Below are 20,938 nucleotides of genomic sequence, written 5' to 3'. Positions count from 1 at the left end.
AGATGGTGACGGACGGGTGAAATCACCGCCCGCCGGCCCGGGCCTATCGATCATCGTCGTCGGTCACTGTGGACCGCAACATTCCGATCGGGCTCCAGCGGTCCATGGCCCGAGGTGGCCGACGTGATTCGGGCTGCCATCGCCGCCGTCTGAGACGTCAGCGAAGCAACTGGCGCCGTGACGAGACGCCGAGCTTGGCGAAGATCTTGCTCAGATGCCACTCGACCGTCCGCGGGCTGAGGAACAACCGGGCGGCGATCTCCGCGTTCGAGAGCCCGCCACGGACCAGCTTCACGATGTGCGACTCCTGCGCCGTCAGCGGCCCGGCGCCCGCGCCGGACCGTTGGCGGACGTTCGTTCCGAGCCGGCGAGCGGCCTGGGCGGCGAAGGCGCTCATGCCTATGTCGGTGAACATCTCGTAGGCCGCTCGAATGTATTGGCGGGCATCCTCGCGCCGCTCCGACCGCCACAGCCATTCGCCGTAGTAGAGGCGTGCGCGGGCCGACAGCGGGCGAATCCTCGTACGGTCGAGACGCTCGATCGCCTCGGCGTAGAAGGCCTCCGAGCCGGTGAGCACGGCTCGGCAGCTTGCCTCCATGCCGAGCGCCCAGTCGGTGCCGCACGCCCGCGTCGATATCGACAACCGGTCCAACGCCTCGGCCGCGATCTCGGACTGTCCACCGTGCGCGGCCGCGGTGATCAGCTCGACAAGTGGCGCCCCGGTCAGCACGCCGGGCTCCACACTCGACTGAATCGTCTGCTGAGCGGCCTTCAGTGCCTCGTCGAACCGGCCCAAGCCGTTGTAAAGCATGGCCTGGGCCCAGCCCGCGATGGCCGGGGCCAGTCCTTCGCCGCGGCGACGGGCATCGGCCGTGCAGACCTCGACCAGCTCGGCCGTACGGCGCTCATCACCCTGCCACGCCGCCAGCAGCAGAGCCATGTACGCCGGTACGGGGATTCCGGTGGTGTCGGCGACATTGTCGAGTTCCGTGATGAGCGCGGAACCCTCGGACAGGTCACCGCTGAAGAGGTGATGCAGGATCCGTGTCGTCAGGGCCAAGGGCAGCGCGGCCAGCGCCCCGGTCTCGCGCGCCAGCCGCACATAGTCGCCGGTGAGCGCGTCCGCCGCATCGTCGTCGCACAGATCGGTCGCGATGGAGCTGGCGAACCACATCCACCGCAGGCCGTCCGGACTCTCCCGGAACGCCGTCAGCGCCTCGCGCATCTTCGGCACGCCGGCCGCGAAGCCCGCGGTGTATCGCACCGCCAGGCCGTCGAGGAGCAGGTCCGCCGGCCGGGCCGGGGGCGTGGCGGCGGGCGCCGCGGCGGCCGCTCGTGCCACATCCGGCAGGGTGCCGCTGCTCCCGGAGTCGGACGCGTACCACGCCGCCCGCAACGCGTCGAGATAGGTGCTGCGAGCGAGACCGACGTCCAGCGGCTCGAGCCGGGACGCCGCCCGGAGAAAGAGGTCGGCCGTCGCCCGGCCACGGTCGACCATGAAGGCGATGTCGGCCCGCAGCAGATCGGCGCGTGCCGCGTCCAGCTCGGACAACGGGGCCGCCTCGGCCATGGCGAGCAGGCGGAGCGCGGCCTCGGGCGCACCGCCCAGGTGGCGTGCCTGGGCCGCGGCCAGCAGCCGCGATGCCCGCCGCGCCGGATCCGGGGTCAATTCGGCAGCTCGTTCCAGGAACGCTCCGGCGGCCGCGAAGCCACCGCGGGTCTGCGCGCGGGCCGCCGAGTTCTCCAATTCGGCCGCCACGTCCTCGTCCGGCCCGGCGGCGGCCTGCGCCCGGTGCCAGGCTCGCCGGTCCGGGTCGGTGCCGTCCATCGTGATCTCGGCGAGCGCGGCGTGGGCCTGGCGCCGCTCCGCCCCGGTTGCGGCACCGTAGACCGCCGAGCGCAGCAGCGGGTGCCGGAACCGGACCTGGAGCCCGAAATCGACGAACTCGGCGGCGGCCCGCGACGCCTCGAGATGGTCGTCGACCGGCACACCCATCCGGTCCAGGGCGCGCCACACCAGGACCGGGTCGCCGAGAGGCTCGACCGCGGCGACCAGGAGCATCGTGCGGGCGATCGGGGGGAGCGCGGAGATCTGCCGCCGGAAGCTCTCCTCGATGCGGCGGGGCACGGCTTCCGGGCTGAGAAAGCCGAAGCCGCCGGCCAGTTCACCGGACGAGAAGCCGCGCGGCAGCTCGGTGAGCGCCAACGGGTTGCCGTGGCATTCGGCGATGATGCGGTCGAACACCCGCTCGTCGACCCGGCGCAGGATCGTCGAAGCGAGCAGCTCGCGCGCGTGCTCCGGGGAGAGGCCGCCGACGGTCCGCGCCGGCAGGCCGTTGAGCTCCGGCAGGTCGCCGCGCACCGCGAAGATCATGGCGAGGGACTCGGTCCGCAGCCGCCTGGCCACCAGTCCGAGGACCTTGGCCGATGCGGCGTCCAGCCACTGCGCGTCGTCGATGAGGCAGACCACCGGCTGATCGCCGGCGAAGTCGGCGAGCAGGCTGAGCACGCCCAGACCGACCATGAAGAGGTCCGGTGTCGCGCCGGCGCTCAGGCCGAATGCCGTGCTCAGCGCGCCGGCCTGCTGAACCGGCAGCTTGTCGAGGCGGTCGAGCGCTGGCGCGCAGACCTGGTGCAGGCCGGCGAAGGCGAGCTCGCGCTCGGCCTCGACCCCGACGATCCGGACGGTCCGGCAGTCCTCGGCCTGGGCGGCGGCGTAATCGAGCAGCGCGGTCTTGCCGATTCCCGCCTCGCCGCGCAACACCAGCGCCCCGCTCACGCCGACCCGCACATCGGCCAGCAGGCGGTCGAGCTCCGCACCCTCGGCATCCCTGCCTAACAAGGTCCCGTTGTGCCGTCTTCGTCCGGTCATGTCCGTATGGTAAGTGTGGTCGGAGACATCATTCTCGACCCTAAGGTAACGCGGCCGGCACCTCACACACCCACTTCATCGTCCGGTGACGGTCAGCGCGGCGTCGACGATCGAGACCGCGTCGATGCCGTGCAGACGGTGGGCGTCGTCGAGGTCGGAGGACTGGCCGAACTCGGTGACGCCGAGGTTGCGGGTCCGGTCGCCGCGCAGTCCCGCCAGGAAGGCGAGCGTGTGCGGGTGCCCGTCGAGGACGGTCACCAGCGGAGCCCGGTGGGCGTCCGGGAACAGCACCCGCGCGATGTCGCCACCCGTGCCCTGAGCCGACGAGAAGACCAGGTCGGGGCTGGTCAGACAGACCACCCCGGCGGTCACACCCAGGCCGCTCAGGTGGTTCGCCGCGGCGATGACCTCGGGCATGATCGCCCCGACGCCGACGAGCGTCACCTGTTCGGTGCCGGGCGCGTGGTCGGTCAGCCGGTAGCCGCCGGCGATCACCTGCCGCCGCCGGCGCTCGCGCAGGACCTCGTCGCCGGGGATGTTGGCCAGGGCGGGATCGATCGGCCGGGTCGACAGCCGGAAGTACGCCGAGGTACCGCCGGGCACCCCCACGTGGCGCATGGCCTCCAGCAGGCACCATTCCAGATCCTGCGCGAAGGCCGGTTCCCAGGCCACGCAGCCGGGCTGCTCCAACCCGATCGACGGTGTGGTGATCGACTGGTGGGCGCCGCCTTCGGGGGCGAGCGTGACGCCGGAGGGGGTGCCGACGATGATGGACTGGCCGCCGGCGTAGATCCCGTACGACCAGGGCTCGAGTGCCCGGCTGATGAACGGGTCGTAGAGCGTCGCGATCGGGATGAGCCGCTCACCCCACCGCGACCAGGTCGCCCCGAGTTCGCCCAGCAGACCGACCAGGTTGACCTCGGCGATGCCCAGCTCGATGTGCTGGCCGGTCGGCGCCTCGGCCCATTTCAGGACACGTTCGGCATCGTCGGCGAACCAGTCGCGGCGGTCGGCCACCGACCAGACCCCGGTCTTGTTGATCCACCCGCCGAGGTTGGTGGACGACGCGACGTCGGGGCTGCACGTCACCACCCGGGAGGCGGCGGCCGGGGCGTCGCGTACGAGATCGGCAAGGAATTTTCCGAGGGCGGCCTGCGTGGAGATCGCCGACCGATACGTACGCGTCAACGACGTGGGCAGGACGTCCGCGGGGCGCGTCGGCACCGGGACGCGCTTGAGGTCGGCGGCTCGCTGGGCGCACAGCCGCGCGGCCGGCGAACCCGCCTCGAACGTACGCCAGGGGTCGTCGCGATCGGCGCCCACCGATGCGGCGAGGTCCGTCATCTGCGCGTCGGTGAGCAGCGCCGAGTGATTGTTCGGGTGCCCCTCGATGGGCAGACCACGACCCTTGACCGTGTACGCGAACACGACGGTCGGCCGGGTGGACTCGACCCGGGTGTAGGTGTCCACGAGCAGCCCCACGTCATGGCCCCCGAGATCCCGCACAGCCATGGCGAGATCGGCCGCGGGAATCGCGCGTACGAGGGAACGCAGTTGATCTGAGCCGTTGTCCCCGACGATCCAGTCCGCGACCCGGCCGGCGTCGACCCGCAGCATTCGCTGGTATTCCTCGTTGGGCATCGACTCGAGCCGGGCCCGCAGCTCAGCGCCGCCCGGCCGCTCGAAAAGCGCACTGATCGCCCGGCCCCACTTGAGCGTGATCACCTGCCACCCGGCGGCGTCGAACATCCCGGCCAGCCGGTTGATCTGGATGTCCGGCACGACACGGTCCAGCGACTGGCGGTTCAGGTCGACGATCCACAGGATCTCGCCGAGCTGCGCCACCGCCGGGTCGGCGACCGCCTCCCAGATGGCACCCTCGTCGAGTTCCGCGTCGCCGAGCAGGCTGATGAAGCGGCCGGCGGGCGGCGACGTCGGGAAGTGGCCGGCCAGATAGCGGTGCGACACGGCGGCCCACAGCGCCGCCGTCGCCCCGATCCCGACCGAACCGGTGGAGAAGTCGACAGTGTCCGGGTCCTTCAGACGGCTCGGGTACGACTGCAGTCCGCCCTTCGACCGCAACGTGCTCAGATATTTCGCGTCGAGGTCGCCCAGCAGGTAGTTGATGGCGTGCAGCACCGGCGAGGCGTGCGGCTTGACGGAGACGCGGTCGTGGCGGGTCAGCTCGGAGAACCACAGCGACACCATGATGTCGACCATCGACGCGCTGGACGCCTGATGGCCACCCACCTTGATGCCGCTGGTGTTCGGCCGCCCGTGGTTGGCCGCGTCGACGATCGAGGTCGACAGCCACCGCACCCGGTCGGCCACCTCGCGTAACGCCGCCTCGCCGGGCGACGTGCTGGTCTGCGGCCGGTGGGTCACTGTCATGTCCGGGGTGCCTTCCTCGTGCTGGTTTGCCCGGATACTCTGACCGTCGTCCGCCGAGTGACGCAAGAGTCAGGGCGAACGTCACAGCCCGGACTCCCGGAGGGCCGAACACGAGACTAGGACGGCGTGATCAGGCGGGTCTCGTAGGCGACGACCACGGCCTGGACCCGGTCGCGGAGGCCGAGTTTGGCGAGGATCCGGGCCACGTGCGTCTTCACGGTCGCCTCGGACAGGAACAGGCGTCCGGCGACCTCGACGTTGCTCAAGCCCTGCGCGACCAGCGTCAGCACCTCACGTTCCCGGGGTGTCAGCGCGGAAAGGTCACGGTGCAAGGGCGACTCCGGCGTGGTGAAGCGTTCGACGAGGCGCCGGGTGATGCTCGGCGCGAGCAGGGCGTCCCCGTCGCGGACGATGTGCACCGCGGCGACCAGATACTCGGGGGTGACGTCCTTGAGCAGGAAGCCGCTCGCGCCCAGCCCGAGGGCCGCATAAACGTACGTGTCCAGGTCGAATGTCGTCAGCATGATGACCCGGGGCGGATCGGTCCCGGCCAGGACCCGGCGCGTCGCCTCGATGCCGTCCATGGCCGGCATGCGGATGTCCATCAGCACCACGTCGGGACGGGTGCGCCGGACCGCTTCGACCGCTTCGGCACCGTTCTCGGCCTCGCCGACCACGTCGATGCCGTCGGCCGTGAGGATCATCCGGAAGCCCGCGCGCACGAGCGCCTGGTCGTCGGCGATCACGACCCGCAACGGCTCACCCATCGGCCGTCACCCCTGCGCCGGGAGCGGACGGGAGGCGTACGGGAAGGTGGGCTTGAACTCGATAGCCGCCGGTGAGACGCGCGGTGGCCTGCAGGGTGCCGCCATAGACGGCGAGCCTCTCGCGCAGACCGGCCAGGCCACGGCCGGTGGAGACGGCGGCGTCCGGGGTGGGCTGGCCGCCGGTGTCGGTGACGGTGATGCGCAGCTCGTCCGGCGAGTACGAGACGTCGACCGTGGCGCTGGCACCGGACGCGTGCTTGACCGTGTTGGTGAGCGCCTCCTGCACGACACGGTAGGCGGCGAGCTCCAGGCCGGCGGGCAGCGGGCACGGCACACCACTGCCGGTGACGGTGACGTCGATGCCGGCGTCGCGCACCCGGTCGATCAGCGGCGGCAGCTGGGCCAGGCCGGGCTGCGGGCTCAGCGCCTCCGCGTCGTCGTCCTTCGTGGTCAGCAGGCCCATGACCCCGCGCAGCTCGCCGAGCGCGGCACGACCACCCTCCTCGACGGCCAGCAGCGCGTCGCGGGCCGCCTCGGGGGCCTTGTCCAGAACCTTCCGCGCCGCACCCGCCTGAATGACCATCATGGACACGTTGTGGGTGACCACATCGTGCAGCTCACGCGCGATACGCGCGCGTTCCTGGCGGGCCGCATCACGCAGCGCCTCGGCCCGTTCGCGGCGCAGCCGGTCGGCGCGCTGCCGCCACGTGCGCATGCCGTTGATGGCCAGCCCGATGGGCAGCAGCACCAGGAACGGCACCCAGCCGACCGGCACGATCGGCACCGCCAGGTCGTGGAACGAGCTGTAGAGCAGCGCCGCGAACGGCAGCGCCGCCAGGGCCCACATCCGGTACGGGGAGTACGCCGCCGCGCTGTACCCGGCGATCACGCAGGCGTAGAACGAGACCCGCAGGATGTCGGTGCCCGGGGACTCGCCGCGCAGCGACAGCACCGTGATCCCGAGAATGACCATGAGCGTGGCCAGGGGGTATCGGCGGCGCACCAGCAGCGGCAGGATCGCGGCGACGGCGATCCACCCGGGGCCTTGCGGATCGGTCGGAACACCCACGCCGTACGGGATGGGCACCGGGGGCAGGCCCGGGAGGTCCGGCGGTGGGAGGACCTGGACCGCGTCGCTGGTGGTGTCGAACAGGTGGCCGGTGATGTCGGTGCCACTGAGCGCCGCCACGATGAACACCGCGACGAGCAAACCGTCGAAAGCCCAGTTGCGGCGGGTCAGCCGCGGCTGCGGGCCGGATCGGCGAAGCGCCCGCGCGACCAGCGGGAAGCGGCTCCACCCAGAGACAGTCACCGGCCCATTGTGTCCGGACCAGCGGGCGGCGCGCATCCATCGCTCGACTACGCCGCAAGGATGACACCGGCCGCCGAGGACCGCTCTTACGGCCGACGACCACCGCGCCCGGGTGTCCATAGCGTCCGCAACCATGATTGACGTCGTAGATGTGAGCCGCCGCTACGGGGACGCCCAGGCCGCCCTCGACCACCTCAGCCTGCACGTGAGCGAGGGCGAATGCCTGGCGCTGCTCGGCCCGTCCGGCAGTGGCAAGTCGACCCTGCTCAACCTGATCGCCGGCCTCGACCGCCCCACCGAGGGCACCGTCACGGTCGGCGGCACCCGCGTGGACCGGCTGAGCGAGGCCGCCGCCGCGCGCTACCGCCGGGCCACCATCGGCCTCGTCTTCCAGTTCTTCAACCTGCTCGACGACCTGACCGTCACCGACAACGTGCTGCTGCCCGCCCAGATCGCCGGCCGGCCCGCGGCCAAGTCCCGCCGGCGCGCCGGTGAGCTGCTGGAGACGCTGGGCATCGACCGGCACGCCCACGCCTACCCCGGGCGCCTGTCCGGCGGGGAACGCCAGCGGGTCGCGGTCGCCCGGGCCTTGATGAACCGGCCACCGCTGCTGCTCGCCGACGAGCCGACCGGTGCGCTCGACACCGCGTCCGGCACCGAGGTGCGCAAGCTGCTGGTCGACCTGCACGCCGACGGCCAGACCATCGTCCTGGTCACCCACGACGAGACCCTCGCGGCCGCGGTCGCCACCCGGACCGTACGCCTCGTCGACGGGCAGGTGGCGGCGTGAGCGCCATCCGGACCGTGGTCCGCGGGGCACAGCGCCGCCGCGTCTCCACCATCGTGATCATCGCGGCGACCACGATGGCGGTGACCGCGACCGTCCTCGCCGGGCTGCTGCTGGCCGCGTCGTCGGCGCCGTTCGCCAACGCGTTCGCCCAGCAGCACGGCGCGCACCTGACCGCGCTGTTCGACGCCGCGACCACGACCAAGGAGCAGGCCGCGGCCACCGCGTCGCAGGCCGGCCAGGCCATCGGCCCGTTCCCGGTGGCATCGGTCAGCTCCCGACCGGGCCCGGGCACCCCGCCCCTCCCGCCGCTGACGGTCGCCGGGCGCGCCGACCCGGGCAGCGACCCGATCGACAAGGTCACCCTGCTGGCCGGACGCTGGGCCCGGACCACCGGCGAGATCGTGCTGGCCCGCACCGACCTGATGATCCCCACCGGGACCACCCTCCACCTGCCGGACGGGTCGACGCTCACGGTCGTCGGCCAGGCTCGCTCGATCAGCCAGACCGCGCAAGGCTGGGTGACCCCCGAGCAGGCCGCCGCGCTCGGGCAGACCGGCTGGCAGATGCTTTACCGGTACGCCGACGCCGGAACCGAGGCCGCGATGAGCGCACACAAGACCGCGCTCGGTACGGGCGTACAGACGCAATCGTGGCTGGACGTGCGCAACGACGCCGCGCACCGCACCCAGCTCTACGTGCCGCTGCTGAGCGCGTTCGGGCTGATCGGCCTCGCCCTGGCCGCCCTGGTCATCGGCAACGTCACTGCCGGCACGGTCGCCTCGGCCACCCGCCGCATCGGCGTCATGAAGGCGCTCGGGCTCACCCCGTCGCAGGTTGTGCGCGCATGCCTGGCCCAGGCCCTGATTCCCGGCCTGATCGGCACGGTCCTCGGCATCGCCGCCGGCGACGTGCTCGCCATCCCGTTGATGTCCGACGTCGCCGACCTGTTCGGCACCGTCCCGATGTCGGTCACGCCGTGGGTCGACGCCGCCGCGATCGCCGTCGCGGTGCTGGTCATCGCCGCGACCGCGGCACCGGCCGCGTGGCGGGCGGCCCGGCTGCGCACGGTCGACGCGCTCGCCGTGGGCCGCACCCCGCACGACGGCCGCGGTCGCGTCGCGGCCCGTCTCGCCGCCCGCACCCGGCTGCCCCGGCCGCTCAGCCTCGGGCTCGCCCAGCCGTTCACCAAACCCGCGCGGCTGCTGGCCATGCTGCTCACCGTCGCGTTCGGCACCGCGGCGGCGACGTTCGCCATCGGTCTGTCCACGTCGCTGCGCCACGTCCAGGCCGCCGACCAGAAACCCGCCACCTCCGCCGATGTGGTCGTCGCGCCGGCCCTGGACGCCACCGACCCGAGCGCCGTCATCGCGGCCACGCCGGGGACCGCCGCATACTACGGGCGCGGACCCGCCGACATCGCCGTCGACGGGCTGCGCGACGCCGCCCGCGGCACCGTCACCACCGGCGACGCCCACTGGGCCGGATACGAGATGCTCGACGGCCGCTGGTACACCCGACCCGGCGAGGCGGTCGTCTCGACCGGCTTCCTCACCGCCACCGGCAAACACGTCGGCGACGTGGTCACCGGCGCCGGCCACGGACCGCTCACGCTCGTCGGCGAGGTGTTCGACGGCAGCGCCAACAACCACCTCTACACCGACGTCGCCAGCGTCCCCGGTCAGCGAACGTTCCTGGAGTGGTACGTCAAGCTCCAGCCCGGCACCGACCGCGGCGCCTACCTCGCGACGCTGCAGAACCAGAACCTGCATGCCGAGGCCACCCGCGCCGAAGGCCCGGACGGGACCCTGGTTCTCCTCGACTCGATCACCGCGCTGCTCACCGTGCTGCTGGTGTCCGTCGCGGGCCTCGGCGTGCTGAACGCGGTCGTGCTCGACTCCCGCGATCGGGTGCACGACATCGGCGTACACAAGTCCCTGGGGATGACACCGAAGCAGACCGCCGCGATGGTCGTCGCCTCGGTCGCCGTCCCCGGCCTGATCGGCGGCATCGCCGGAGTCCCGGCCGGATACCTGCTGCACCACTGGGCCGTGCCCGCCATGGCCCACGGCGCCGGCATCCGCCTGCCGCAAACCACGATTGACGTGTACGCCACGGGCCTGCTCGCCGCCCTCGCCCTGGCCGGCGTGGTCATCGCCGCCGGCGGTGCCCTGCTCCCGGCGGGGTGGGCGGCGCGGACCCGGACAGCGGTCGCGCTACGCACCGAGTAACGGCGCCGCGGGGGTGGCCTGCCGGTCGAGCCATTCCTGGAAAGCGTCGGGTGTCACCGGCCGGGAGACGTAGTACCCCTGGATGGCGTGGCACCCGACAGCGTCGAGCTCGGTCCAGGTCTCGCTGTCCTCGACGCCTTCGGCGATGACCTTCAGTCCCAGGTTGCGGCCGAGTTCGACGGTGGAGCGCACGATGACCGCGTCGCGTTCGTTGGTGGTCATGTTGCTGACGAACGAGCGGTCGATCTTCAGCTCGTGCACCGGCAGGTTCTTGAGGTATGCCATCGAGGAGTACCCGGTGCCGAAGTCGTCGATCGAAAGGTGGATCTCGAGATCGTGGAGTTGCTGGACGACCAGCAACGCCCGCTCGGGATCCGCCATGATGGCGCTCTCGGTGATCTCCAGGGTGAGCAGCGCGGCCGGCACCTGCCAGCGGGCCAGCTGGTTGCTGACCTCGGTCGGGAAATTGAGGTCGAGCAGCCGGTGGGTGGAGATGTTGACGGCGACCGGGATGCGGTGGCCGCCCTCCAGCCAGGAGTGGCACTGCTGGAGCGCGGTGTCGAGCACAAAGGTGGTCAGCGGGGTGATCAGGCCGGTGTGTTCGGCGAGCGGGATGAATTCGTCCGGCCGGATCATGCCGTGCTCGGGATGTTGCCAGCGGACCAGTGCTTCGGCGCCGAGCAGCGCGCCGGTCTGGGCGTCGACCTTCGGCTGGTAGTGCAGCAGGAGCTGGCCGTGCTCGATGCCGTGGCGCAGGTCGCTGGCGAGCGTGAGTTTGCGCGGGTCGCTGCTGTCCTGGCTGGCGTTGAAGAGCATGTATCCACGGTGGCTCGACTTCGCGGCGTACATCGCGATGTCGGCGCGCTGCAGCAGCTCGTCGGCGGTGGTTCCGTGCTGGGGGCACAGCGCCGCCCCGATGCTGCCGCCCACGGTCAGGTTGATGCCGCCGAGCGGGAACGGTTCGTCGAGCGCGTCGTGGATTCGGGCCGCGACGGAGGCGACGTCGTTCTCATCGGTGAGGCCGGGCAGCAGGACGGCGAACTCGTCACCGCCGAGACGGGCGACGAGCTCGCCGACGCGTAGCAGGCTCTGAACGCGCCGGGCGACTTCGATGAGCAGTTGGTCGCCGTAGTGATGGCCCAGGGTGTCGTTGACCTCCTTGAACCGGTCCAGGTCGATGAGCAGCAGGGCGGCCCCGGTCTGCCCGGCGGCGGCCACACCGCCGATGTGCTCGTGCAGCAGGACGCGATTGGGCAGGCCGGTCAGCGCGTCGTGGGTCGCCTGATGCCGCAGATCATGCTCGAGCGCCCGCTGCCGGGTGACGTCGCGCAGCATGATCACCGCGCCGGCGGGTGTTCCGTTCTTCGCGATCGGGCTCACCGTGCAGGCGACCCGCACCGACGTGCCGTCCGGCCGTTGCAGCAGGCCTTCGCGCTCGGCCGAGTCACCCGCCCGCCGGTCGTCGTCCGGCAGCACCGCCGACGCGTCCCGTTCCAGCAGCCCCTCGACCCCGAGCCCGGTGATACGTCCGGCGGCCGTGTTCGCGAACGTGATCCGGTCCTGCGCGTCCACTCCGCAGATGCCCTCGCCGGCGCTGTCCAGGATGCTGTCCGTGTACTCCTTGGCGAGGATCTCGTGGGCCGAGCGTTCCAGGCGTTCCGCCATGTCGTTGAAGGCCGCGCCCAGCTGGCTGATCTCGTCGCGGCCGCCGGAGTTGACCCGCTGCGCGTAGTCGCCGTCCCCGATGTTCTCGACCGCCCGGGTCAGCGACCGGATCCGGCGGGTCACCGACTCCGCGGCGGTCAGGCCGAGCAGCAGCACCAGGACGATGCACACCACGCCGGCGACGATCATCGTGGTGCGGGCGCCGCTGGTTCGCGCCATCATCTGGTCATAGATCGGCGTGTACTCCAGGATGACCGCCCCGGCGGTGGTCCCGGTCTCGCCAGATAGTGGCACGACGACCTGCTTGATGCCGTCCGGGTAGTCGGCGCTGGTCTCGACGAACGTGCGGACTTTTCCGTCCAGGATCGTCTTTCCGACCTGATTGTCCAAGTCGTGGTCGAACGGCTGCCCGACGTTGGCCGGGACCGCGTCCGCCTGGATGATCTTGCGGCGGTCGACCACCACGATGTCCCGCTCTTGCACATCGTGAAGGCGGTTCAGGTACGCGGTGAGCGCCGGCGGATCATCCAGCAACGACCCGCCGCCGCTCAGCTGCGGGCCGGCCACTATGTCTTTGACGATGCCGCGGGCGACCTGCTCGGCTTCCGTGACAGCCGCGAGCCGCGCCGACTGACCGGCCGCGTGTAGCACGACCCCGCCGGTCAAGACCAGCAAAGCCAGAAACCCGAGAAGACCGCCGAGCAGTTTCTGCCGTACGTTCATACCCCGCGCCCCAAGTCGCCGCTGTTGCTCCCCTACGTCTATCGGCCACGGATAGCGGAAATGAAGGTTTACCGGTGTGACCCCTTGGTCGCTCCCGGGTTCGTGGGGTCGAGGAGGTCGGCGTATCCGGGGTTGCGCCCGATGAAGGCGCGCACGATCGGGCACATGTTGGTGACCGTCTTTCCCCGCGCGCGCACATCGTCCAGGACACGCCGGATCAGCTCGGTGGCGATGCCCCGCCTGCGGAACTCGGGGAACACCGAGGTGGCGAGCAACTCGAGCCGATCCTGGCCGGCGACGTTGTAGGTCAGCCCGCCCACCTCGGCGTCCTCGACGATGGCCACGTAGATGCCGGCTTTCTCGTCGTTGACGAGGTCGAACTCGAACGCCGGGGCTCGGCGGTCGTCGAGCACCTCGTCGATGAGGACGGCCCGGTCCTGAGTGACGGTGCCGGCCCAGTCGGGGTATTCGGCATCGCCGGGCGACTCGATGGTGTGGCCGCCCCGCCCGGTTACGTCGGTCATGCGTGTGGTCCCTCGCTCCAGATTTTCCGCCTGCGCTATCGCATTCTTACCGCGATATGGACTATAAAGTCCACGCGAGCGATGGGGGCGATGCACATCACAGACTGGACGCCATGGTCCCCTTACCCTGAAGTTCAACGAGCGGAGAGGCTCTCGACATGCGCCAGCGCCATGTCGATCGACGTGGCCATCGGCGTCACGTCGCGCGCGGTCTGGGCCAGCAAGTATCCGCCCTGCAGCGCGCCCATGAGCCCGGTCGCCAGGTCATCGATCGACACCTCGCCCGGAAGCGAACCGGCGTCCTGAAGCCGCCGCAACACGTCCGCCAGCAGTCCCTGCCATTCGGCGAAAAGCCGGGACAGGGCGAGACGGGCGACATCGTCGTGGTCGGCGACCTCCGAGGCGAGTGACCCGAGCGCACAGCCGTAGGCGCCGTGGCGCAGGGCGTTGGCCTGCACCAACGCGTCCCGCCACCGGCGCAGGCCGCGCATCGTCGAGACACGGCCGAGCGCGTTGCGCTCCCGTTCCATGACCCGCTCACCCATGAACTCGATCACGGCCCGGACGAGCGGGTCCTTGCCGGCGAAGTGCTGATAGAGCTGCGACTTGCTCACCCCGCTGGCGGCCAGCACGTCGTCCAGCGTGGTGGCCGCGACGCCCTTGACATACATCAGGTCGGCCGCCGCGGCGATGATCCGGGCCTTCGTCTTCGCGCCGCGCGCCGTCAGGCGCCTGCCATCGCGCGCTTCAGCGGTCGTCACCATGGGCCCATGCTACTTGCCGGGCCGCTGGTTCCCGCCCTGGCGAGGCCGGTGTCCCGCGCGGTTCAGTCGCCTTGATACCGCTGTTCGCGCCATGGGTCTCCGTACATGTGGTAGCCGGCCGCCTCCCAGAAGCCGGGCTCATCGTCGTGCATCATCTGCAGGCCGTTGACCCATTTCGCGGACTTCCAGAAGTACAGGTGGGGGATAAGCATGCGCGCCGGGCCGCCGTGCTCGGGATCCAGGTCCTCGCCGTCGAACTTGAACGCGATCCACGCTTTGCCGTCGAGCAGGTCCTCGAGGGGGACGTTGGTGGTGTAGCCGCCGAAGCTGTGCACCATGGTGTAGTCGGCGGCGGTCTCGACGTCTTCGAAGAGGGTGTCGAGGGAGACGCCGCGCCAGGACGTGCCGAGTTTTGACCACTTGGTGACGCAGTGGATGTCGGTGCTGATGTCCTCGGTCTTCAACGAGGTGAATTCTTGCCAGTTCCAGCTCTTCTGCGCACCGGTTTCGGTGGTCAGGGTGAACCGCCAGCGCTCCAGCGGGATCCGCGGTGTGGGCCCGGCGGAGAGCACCGGGAAGTCGTAGGTCAGGTATTGGCCCGGTGGTAGGCCTGGCACGGACTCGCGGCGCCGGCCCCCGAAGCCTCGGGAAATAATGCCCATGCTCGGATACTAACCTCTTCGCGGACTCTTAGGTCCAATTAAAATAGGTCATGTCACCTGCCCCACAATGGGTTCTTCGCCACCGTAACTGGACTTGACAGACCAGTTTGACGACCGGAGACTCGGGCGTGGTCACTGCTTCTGGCAGCCAGCTGGCCAGGACCGCCAGCCGAGGGCTCGGCGGCTTCACACGCGGCCGACCCAACCCTCGCGGACTCCCCGAGGTGTGCGGCGCGCCCCCAGATCCGGGAGCAGGAGAGATGCTGACAACCGACACCCACACCGACACGTTCCTCTCCGTACGCACCCTGCTGCTCGGAATCGCGAACAAGATCGTGCGGGACGCGGCCGACCCCGAGGACGTCGTCCAGGACGCCTGGCTGCGCTGGAACCGCACCGATCGCGACGTCGTCCGGGACGCGACGGCCTTCCTCTGCCAGATCACCATCCGGCTGGCGCTCACCACGGTGCGGTCCGCCCACGTACGGCATCGAAGCCCGTACGAGCTACCGATGGACCAGCCGGATGTCGACGCCGACCCGGCGCTGACCGTGGAAAGCATGGAGCGGGTGCGCGAGGCGACGTACCTCATGGTCCACCGGCTCACGCCGCGCGAGCAGGCCGCGTACGTGCTCCGCGAATCGTTCGCCTTTCCCTACCCGGACATCGGCGATCTCGTCGGCTGCACCGAGGCCAACGCCCGGCAGATGATCCGGCGGGCCCGCCTGCGGCTGCGGGGTAAGCCCAGCCGGTCGCCCTCGAGCGACGAGCAGCGGCGTCTGCTGGCCGCGTTCCTCTATGCCACCCGCTCCGCGGAAGACGGGCGGTCCGACATGACCGCCTTCGTCGACGCGGTGGTCCCCACCGACATTCAGGAGGCATGGCAGCCGGAAACCGGATGAGTCCCCCGATGACACCATTCACGAACTCAAGGAGACAGTCACCCCAATGCACGCGCGAATCAGCAAGCTGCTGGTTGTTCCAGCCTTGCTCGCCCCGCTCTGGCGATTCCGGCGGCACCCGCTCTGGCCGCGAACAATGCGGCCTGTTCGCCGCGCGCCACCGCGGTTTCGTTCAGCGACGGCCTGGACAAGGCGGTGATCGGCGGAACGACCGTCGGCGGCCTGTCCGACATGGCGTGGGATCCACGCCGGCACGCGTGGGCGTCCACCGTGGACAACCACACGACCGACCCGTCGCGCATCTGGTTCTGGAGCGATCCGGCGCACGCCCACGTCGTCGGTGCCCCACTGGTGCTCAAAAAGCCGGACGGCACCCCCTACGACGGGCTGACCGCGGACAACGAAAGCCTCGCCGTGCTGCCCGACGGCGAGTACCTGGTCGGCTCCGAGACCGAGCCGTCGATCCGGGTCTTCGGTCGCGACGGCGTGCAGCGCGCCTCGCTTCCGGTGCCCGCCCGGTTCGTGGTCGCGCCGGCCGGCCAGTCCACCGCGAACGCCACCTTCGAGGGCCTGACCGTCACCGACGGCGGCAACCGGATCATCGCGTCGATGGAGGGCCCGCTCTCCGGCGACACCGACGCGACGCTGCACCGTTTCCTCACCTACGACAAGGACCGGCACGGACGCTGGTCACTCGCCAAGGAAACGGCCTACCGCACGGCGCCGGGCAACCGCGTCGCGGAGGTCCAGGCGTACGGAAGGGATTCGGTTCTGGTCATGGAGGCGGCATTCACCGCCGAGACCGGCAACACCATTTCCCTGTACGCCGTGCCGAAGTTCTCCGCGTCGCCGGACATCACGAAGGTGGCCGACGCGGGAAAGCGCCCGTCGGTGCGCAAGACGCTGGTCGCCGACCTGGTGAAGTGCCCGACGCTGGGCGCGACGGCCAAGGAGTTCCAGACCAATCCGTTGATGGACAACTACGAGGGCATGGCGATCGTGCCGGGCGGCACCGCGGACACCGTGCACGTGATCAGCGACGACAACTTCGGTGCCACGCAGATCACGCGGGTGCTGACCCTGTCCGCCCGTCTCCCGTAACGAAACCGTCTCCCGTAAGGAAAAAGGAGCAAGAAGTGAACGACAACACGCAGCACGACGAGGATCTGGCAATCCTCGAACAGCTCAATCTCGACTACATCCGCTCGGACGAGAACAGCGACGCCAAGCGCTTCAGCGAATTCCTGTCCGACGACTTCCTCACCCAGACCCCCGGTATCACGCGCAACCGCGACGAGTACCTCGAATACATCGCCAAGCCGCGCCCCATCCGGAACATCACCCTGCACGACGCCAATATCCGCATCCTCAGCGACGTCGCGCTGATCCACGGCCGGGTCACCTACTTCATGGTCGACAGCGGCGAGGAGCGCGAGGCGCTGTACACGGACGTGTACCAGAAGCGCGAAGGCACCTGGCTCTGCGTCGCGGCCTGCGCGATCGCCCCCGGCGCCTGACCTCTTGATCGGCAGTGTCCCTGGTCGGCATCGATCCCGGCCAGGGACACGCGACTTATCGGCCAATTGGACGCCCGCTCATCACGCCTCTGAGCTTGGCGCGTGACGTGATCCCGAGCCGGGCGAAGGCCTTGAAGCAGCGCTGAGGGAACCGCCGTCTACCGTGCGCTGGGTTTCCACGAGGTGGGGCGCTATCACATGTACGGATTTCCCCATCGATCACCGGCGACCCCGAGGGCCCACCAGTGAAGACACGGATTCGAGGCGGTGAACTCGCCGGGATCCTTGGCCACATGGTGGCTCGCAAAGGCGTACGGACGCGATAAGGAGATGGACCGTGACAGAAACGCCAGAGGGTATCCGGTACAGCAGTGACCACCTGTGGGTCCGGGCGGCGGCGGGTCGGAAGGCTGTCGTCGGGCTGACCGATTTCGCCCAGGAATCGCTGGGCGACATCGTCGCCGTGGACCCGCCGGCGGTGTCCGTCGACATCGCGGCCGGCCAGCCGTGCGGCGAGGTCGAGTCGACCAAGAGCGTCAGTGACCTCGTCGCCCCGGTCAGTGGGATCGTCACGTCCGTGAACGACGCGCTGGTCGACCAGCCGGAGCTGATCAACACCGATCCGTACGGGGAAGGGTGGCTCTTCGAGGTCTCGGTGACCGGCGGAGAGGGTGACGAGGCCACGCCGGGTCTGCTGAGCGCCGCGGAGTACTTCAAGCTGAGCTCCGGCAGTTGAGCCCTGACGTGAGAGAGGCCACCGGGTCACCGGATGGTGACCATGGAAGCAGTGGACCGGGCTGCCCATGGTGTTCGCGGTCTGGGCGGTGCGGCGGGACTTCGCCGAAGCCTTTTCGGGTCAGGTCAAGGACGTTCACGAGGCCTTCCAGCGGTCCAAGGACCTCCGGCCGACGGCCCGGCATTCGTCCATCTCTAGGCGGGACTCATAGACCCGGGGTCGTGCCCGGGGTTGACCAGTAGTCCTTCGGAAGCGAACAAACCAGCCTGGGGCGACGCTTACGGCCGGATTCATGGCACAGATTGAAGGAGCCGCGATGTCGAAGGTTCATCATCGATACCTCACCGTTGACGGTCAGCGGCTGTTCTACCGCGAGGCCGGCCCCCAGGACGCGCCGGTGATCGTGCTGCTGCACGGATTCCCGACGTCGTCCTTCATGTTCCGCAATCTCATCCCCGCGCTTGCTGACCGATATCACCTGATTGCGCCCGACTACCTCGGGTTCGGTCTGTCGGACGCCCCGTCGGTGAAAGAGTTCGACTACACCTTCGAGGCGTTGACCGACCTCACCGCCGGCCTGCTCGAACAGCTCGGCGTCGCCAGTTACGCGCTGTATGTCCAGGATTACGGTGCCGCGATCGGCTTCCGGCTGGCGTTGCGTCAGCCGACCGCGGTCACGGCGCTCATCACCCAGAACGGCAACGGGTACGACGCCGGGTTCGTCGAGAGCTTCTGGAGCGGCGTACGGGCGTATCAGAAGGAGCAGACCCCGGAGACCGAGGCCGCGATCCGGCAGGCGCTGACGCTGGACATGACCCGCTGGCAATACGTGACCGGGGTGCCGGACGAGACGCTGGTCAGCCCGGACGCCTGGCACCACGACTTCGACCTGCTCAGCCGGCCCGGCAACGACGAGATCCAGCTCGCGTTGTTCCGTGACTACGCGACCAACCCGCCGCTGTACCCGCGCCTGCACGAATACCTGCGGTCCAGCAGCGTGCCGGTGCTGGCCGTGTGGGGCCGTGGCGACGAGATCTTCGGCCCGGCCGGTGCGGAGGCGTTCGCCGCCGACGCGGCCGACGCGGAGATCCATCTGCTCGAAGGTGGCCATTTCCTGCTGGAGAGCGCCGGTGACGAGGCCGCCGCGATCATCCGGGACTTCCTGGGCCGCCGGCTCAGGGTTTCGAGCTGATGCAATCGGAGACCATGACGTCCATGGACATGCCGATGGGCATGTCCATGGGACCCCGCGCCGTTCCGCCGCGGGCGTTGCTGCGCGGCGGCTCGACGAGCGCGGCGGTCCTGGTCACGGCCGTGGTGCTGGCCATGATCTGGGCGAACATCCCGGCGTTGCGCTATGAGGCGGTCTGGGCGTGGGTGGGCACCGTGCGGGTCGGCCCCTGGTCGGCCGCCCTGGACCTGCGTACGTGGGTCAACAGCGGTCTCATGACCTTCTTCTTCCTGGTCGTGGGTCTCGAGGCACGCCGCGAATTCGACCTGGGCGATCTGCGGGATCGTCGGCAGATCGTGTTGCCGGTGCTGGCGGGGGCGGCCGGCATGGTGCTTCCCGTCGCGATCTACCTGCTGGTGAACCATGGCGGGCCGGGTGCGCATGGCTGGGGCGCCGCCATGTCGACCGACACGGCCCTCGCGCTCGGCGCGTTCAGCCTTGTCGCGCGGCGGGCGCCGGCGCGAATCCGCACCTTCGTGCTCACCGTCTTCGTCGTCGACGACCTGGTCGCGCTGATCGTCATCGCTGTCGCCTACAGCACGCAGGTCACCCCGGCCGGGCTGGTCGTGGCGATCATCGCGTACAGCGCACTGGTGGCCAGCCGCAAGATACCGCAGCAGTACCGTGCCTGGGCCTTCGCGGTGCTGACCGTGATCACCTGGGCGGGGCTGCTGTCCTCCGGTATCGACCCGGTCGTCGCGGGGCTGGCGGCCGGCCTCGCTACCTCGGCGTACGCGCCGAACCGGCAGGAGCTGGAGGAGGCGACGCGGCTGGTCCGGTTGTTCCGGGAACAGCCGTCGCCGGAGCTGGCCCGGGCCGCGTCGCGCAGCCTCACCGGAACGCTGTCGGCCAACGCCCGGCTGCGGCAGCGGCTGCAGCACGCGACCAGCTTCGTGATCGTCCCACTGTTCGCCCTCGCGAACGCTGGCATCGTCGTCGACGGCTCGTTACTGGCCCGGGCCGCGCACTCCTCGATCACCATCGGCATCTTCCTGGCGTACGTGGCCGGCAAGCCGGTTGCCGTGGTGGCGATGGCCTGGCTGATCGATCGGCTGAGCCGCGGATCGGTGCGGCCCCCGGTCGGCTGGGGGGCGGTGCTCGGCAGTGGCACCATCGCCGGCATCGGCTTCACCGTATCGCTGCTGATCGCCGATCTCGCGTTCACCGGCGACGCGCTGGACGAGGCGAAGATCGGAACCCTCGCGGCCGCCGTGGCAGCGGCGCTGCTGAGCCTGATCGTGTACCGGGTGATCGGGGCACTGCCGGCCCGGCTCCGGGCGCGGGCGTTGTACGGCAGCGCGGGCCGGCTGATCGACCTGGCCGAGCCGGTGGACGACGGCTACGACCACGTGCGCGGTGCCGCGCACGCCACGGTCACCGTGGTCGAGTACGGCGATTTCGAATGCCCGTGGACGGCGATGGTCGGCCCGACGACCGACGAGCTTCTCGAAGGCAACGCGGATGTGCGGTATGTGTGGCGGCACCTCCCGCTGCGCGACGTGCACCCGCGCGCCCAGCTGGCCGCGGAGGCCGCCGAAGCGGCGAACGGGCAGGGCGCGTTCTGGGCCATGCACGAGCTGCTGCTGTCGCACCAGAACCGGCTGGGGCCCGACGACGTCATCGTGTACGCCGGCCGGCTCGGGCTCGACCTGGACCGGTTCCGGACGGAACTGGACAGCCATCGGTACGCGAACCGGATCACCCGCGACATCTCCTCCGCGGACCGTAGCGGCGTCGCCGGCACGCCGACGTTCTTCATCAACGGTCAGCGTCACGACGGTCCGCAAGACCTGGCCACCCTCAACCGCGTCATCGGCGAAGCACGTGCCCAGGCGTACACGAAAAGCTCTTAAG

16 protein-coding genes and 1 pseudogene are annotated in these 20,938 nt (G+C 70.1%); 9 read left to right on the top strand and 8 right to left on the bottom strand.

Annotation, left to right across the window (positions count from 1 at the left end; all coding sequences use genetic code 11):
- Positions 1 to 157: 157 nt before the first annotated feature.
- From HH310_RS02820 to HH310_RS02805, 4 genes are all read right to left on the bottom strand, one after another.
- Positions 158 to 2,872 (bottom strand): LuxR C-terminal-related transcriptional regulator, encoded by a 2,715-nt coding sequence (locus HH310_RS02820; RefSeq protein WP_169173749.1) that lies wholly within the window; start codon positions 2,870 to 2,872, stop codon positions 158 to 160.
- Between the two features lie 75 nt (positions 2,873 to 2,947).
- The gene (locus HH310_RS02815; protein WP_169173748.1) at positions 2,948 to 5,263 is read right to left on the bottom strand and encodes a transketolase-like TK C-terminal-containing protein; all 2,316 of its coding nucleotides are present in this window, start codon (positions 5,261 to 5,263) and stop codon (positions 2,948 to 2,950) included.
- A gap of 116 nt (positions 5,264 to 5,379) precedes the next feature.
- Positions 5,380 to 6,030, bottom strand: a complete 651-nt coding sequence (locus HH310_RS02810) for a response regulator transcription factor (protein ID WP_169173747.1) — start codon at positions 6,028 to 6,030, stop codon at positions 5,380 to 5,382.
- The gene (locus HH310_RS02805; RefSeq protein WP_312033780.1) at positions 6,023 to 7,342 is read right to left on the bottom strand and encodes a histidine kinase; all 1,320 of its coding nucleotides are present in this window, start codon (positions 7,340 to 7,342) and stop codon (positions 6,023 to 6,025) included. The genes HH310_RS02810 and HH310_RS02805 overlap by 8 nt, the downstream gene beginning before the upstream one ends.
- A gap of 133 nt (positions 7,343 to 7,475) precedes the next feature.
- On the opposite strand from HH310_RS02805, the gene HH310_RS02800 reads away from it, so the two are divergent.
- Together HH310_RS02800 and HH310_RS02795 are read left to right on the top strand one after the other, a co-directional pair.
- Positions 7,476 to 8,132, top strand: coding sequence for an ABC transporter ATP-binding protein (locus HH310_RS02800; protein WP_169173745.1), 657 nt, complete (start codon positions 7,476 to 7,478; stop codon positions 8,130 to 8,132).
- A complete protein-coding gene (locus HH310_RS02795; protein ID WP_169173744.1) occupies positions 8,129 to 10,360 on the top strand; it encodes an FtsX-like permease family protein in 2,232 nt (743 codons plus the stop codon). The genes HH310_RS02800 and HH310_RS02795 overlap by 4 nt, the downstream gene beginning before the upstream one ends.
- On the opposite strand, the gene HH310_RS02790 is transcribed toward HH310_RS02795, so the two are convergent.
- From HH310_RS02790 to HH310_RS02775, 4 genes are all read right to left on the bottom strand, one after another.
- Entirely contained in the window at positions 10,346 to 12,748 is a 2,403-nt protein-coding gene (locus HH310_RS02790; RefSeq protein WP_169173743.1) for a bifunctional diguanylate cyclase/phosphodiesterase, read from the bottom strand. The genes HH310_RS02795 and HH310_RS02790 overlap by 15 nt on opposite strands.
- Before the next feature lie 68 nt (positions 12,749 to 12,816).
- A complete protein-coding gene (locus HH310_RS02785; protein ID WP_169173742.1) occupies positions 12,817 to 13,272 on the bottom strand; it encodes a GNAT family N-acetyltransferase in 456 nt (151 codons plus the stop codon).
- 134 nt (positions 13,273 to 13,406) lie between these two features.
- Positions 13,407 to 14,036 carry a TetR/AcrR family transcriptional regulator gene (locus tag HH310_RS02780; protein WP_169173741.1) on the bottom strand — a complete coding sequence of 210 codons (630 nt, stop codon included), beginning with the start codon at positions 14,034 to 14,036 and terminating at the stop codon, positions 13,407 to 13,409.
- A 62-nt stretch (positions 14,037 to 14,098) separates the two neighbouring features.
- A complete protein-coding gene (locus HH310_RS02775; protein ID WP_169173740.1) occupies positions 14,099 to 14,698 on the bottom strand; it encodes a sulfite oxidase-like oxidoreductase in 600 nt (199 codons plus the stop codon).
- A 260-nt stretch (positions 14,699 to 14,958) separates the two neighbouring features.
- On the opposite strand from HH310_RS02775, the gene HH310_RS02770 reads away from it, so the two are divergent.
- The 7 genes and pseudogenes from HH310_RS02770 to HH310_RS02740 all read left to right on the top strand — a co-directional run bounded on the left by HH310_RS02770 (position 14,959) and on the right by HH310_RS02740 (position 20,937).
- Complete coding sequence (locus HH310_RS02770) at positions 14,959 to 15,600, top strand: sigma factor-like helix-turn-helix DNA-binding protein (protein ID WP_169173739.1); 642 nt, start codon at positions 14,959 to 14,961, stop codon at positions 15,598 to 15,600.
- Positions 15,601 to 15,795: 195 nt separating this feature from the next.
- Positions 15,796 to 16,701, top strand: coding sequence for an esterase-like activity of phytase family protein (locus HH310_RS02765; RefSeq protein WP_169173738.1), 906 nt, complete (start codon positions 15,796 to 15,798; stop codon positions 16,699 to 16,701).
- 35 nt (positions 16,702 to 16,736) lie between these two features.
- Entirely contained in the window at positions 16,737 to 17,117 is a 381-nt protein-coding gene (locus HH310_RS02760; RefSeq protein ID WP_169173737.1) for a nuclear transport factor 2 family protein, read from the top strand.
- A gap of 337 nt (positions 17,118 to 17,454) precedes the next feature.
- On the top strand, positions 17,455 to 17,853 hold the full coding sequence (gene gcvH, locus HH310_RS02755) for a glycine cleavage system protein GcvH (RefSeq protein WP_169173736.1): 399 nt from the start codon (positions 17,455 to 17,457) through the stop codon (positions 17,851 to 17,853).
- Positions 17,854 to 17,896: 43 nt separating this feature from the next.
- Positions 17,897 to 18,019: pseudogene (locus HH310_RS02750) on the top strand (MqnA/MqnD/SBP family protein); the annotation flags it as partial.
- Between the two features lie 150 nt (positions 18,020 to 18,169).
- The gene (locus tag HH310_RS02745; protein WP_169173735.1) at positions 18,170 to 19,045 is read left to right on the top strand and encodes an alpha/beta fold hydrolase; all 876 of its coding nucleotides are present in this window, start codon (positions 18,170 to 18,172) and stop codon (positions 19,043 to 19,045) included.
- Positions 19,045 to 20,937 carry a Na+/H+ antiporter NhaA gene (locus HH310_RS02740; protein ID WP_248293562.1) on the top strand — a complete coding sequence of 631 codons (1,893 nt, stop codon included), beginning with the start codon at positions 19,045 to 19,047 and terminating at the stop codon, positions 20,935 to 20,937. The genes HH310_RS02745 and HH310_RS02740 overlap by 1 nt, the downstream gene beginning before the upstream one ends.
- Position 20,938 lies beyond the last annotated feature (1 nt).

Source organism: Actinoplanes sp. TBRC 11911 (assembly GCF_012933445.1).
In the GTDB taxonomy this organism is placed as follows: domain Bacteria; phylum Actinomycetota; class Actinomycetes; order Mycobacteriales; family Micromonosporaceae; genus Actinoplanes.
This window is presented reverse-complemented; position numbering and strand designations above follow the sequence as displayed.

Coding starts and splice junctions, on each gene's coding strand:
- HH310_RS02820 (WP_169173749.1), bottom strand. CDS start 2,872: ATGACCGGACGAAGACGGCACAACGGGACCTTGTTAGGCAGGGATGCC.
- HH310_RS02815 (WP_169173748.1), bottom strand. CDS start 5,263: ATGACAGTGACCCACCGGCCGCAGACCAGCACGTCGCCCGGCGAGGCG.
- HH310_RS02810 (WP_169173747.1), bottom strand. CDS start 6,030: ATGGGTGAGCCGTTGCGGGTCGTGATCGCCGACGACCAGGCGCTCGTG.
- HH310_RS02800 (WP_169173745.1), top strand. CDS start 7,476: ATGATTGACGTCGTAGATGTGAGCCGCCGCTACGGGGACGCCCAGGCC.
- HH310_RS02790 (WP_169173743.1), bottom strand. CDS start 12,748: ATGAACGTACGGCAGAAACTGCTCGGCGGTCTTCTCGGGTTTCTGGCT.
- HH310_RS02785 (WP_169173742.1), bottom strand. CDS start 13,272: ATGACCGACGTAACCGGGCGGGGCGGCCACACCATCGAGTCGCCCGGC.
- HH310_RS02780 (WP_169173741.1), bottom strand. CDS start 14,036: ATGGTGACGACCGCTGAAGCGCGCGATGGCAGGCGCCTGACGGCGCGC.
- HH310_RS02775 (WP_169173740.1), bottom strand. CDS start 14,698: ATGGGCATTATTTCCCGAGGCTTCGGGGGCCGGCGCCGCGAGTCCGTG.
- HH310_RS02770 (WP_169173739.1), top strand. CDS start 14,959: ATGCTGACAACCGACACCCACACCGACACGTTCCTCTCCGTACGCACC.
- HH310_RS02745 (WP_169173735.1), top strand. CDS start 18,170: ATGTCGAAGGTTCATCATCGATACCTCACCGTTGACGGTCAGCGGCTG.
- HH310_RS02740 (WP_248293562.1), top strand. CDS start 19,045: ATGCAATCGGAGACCATGACGTCCATGGACATGCCGATGGGCATGTCC.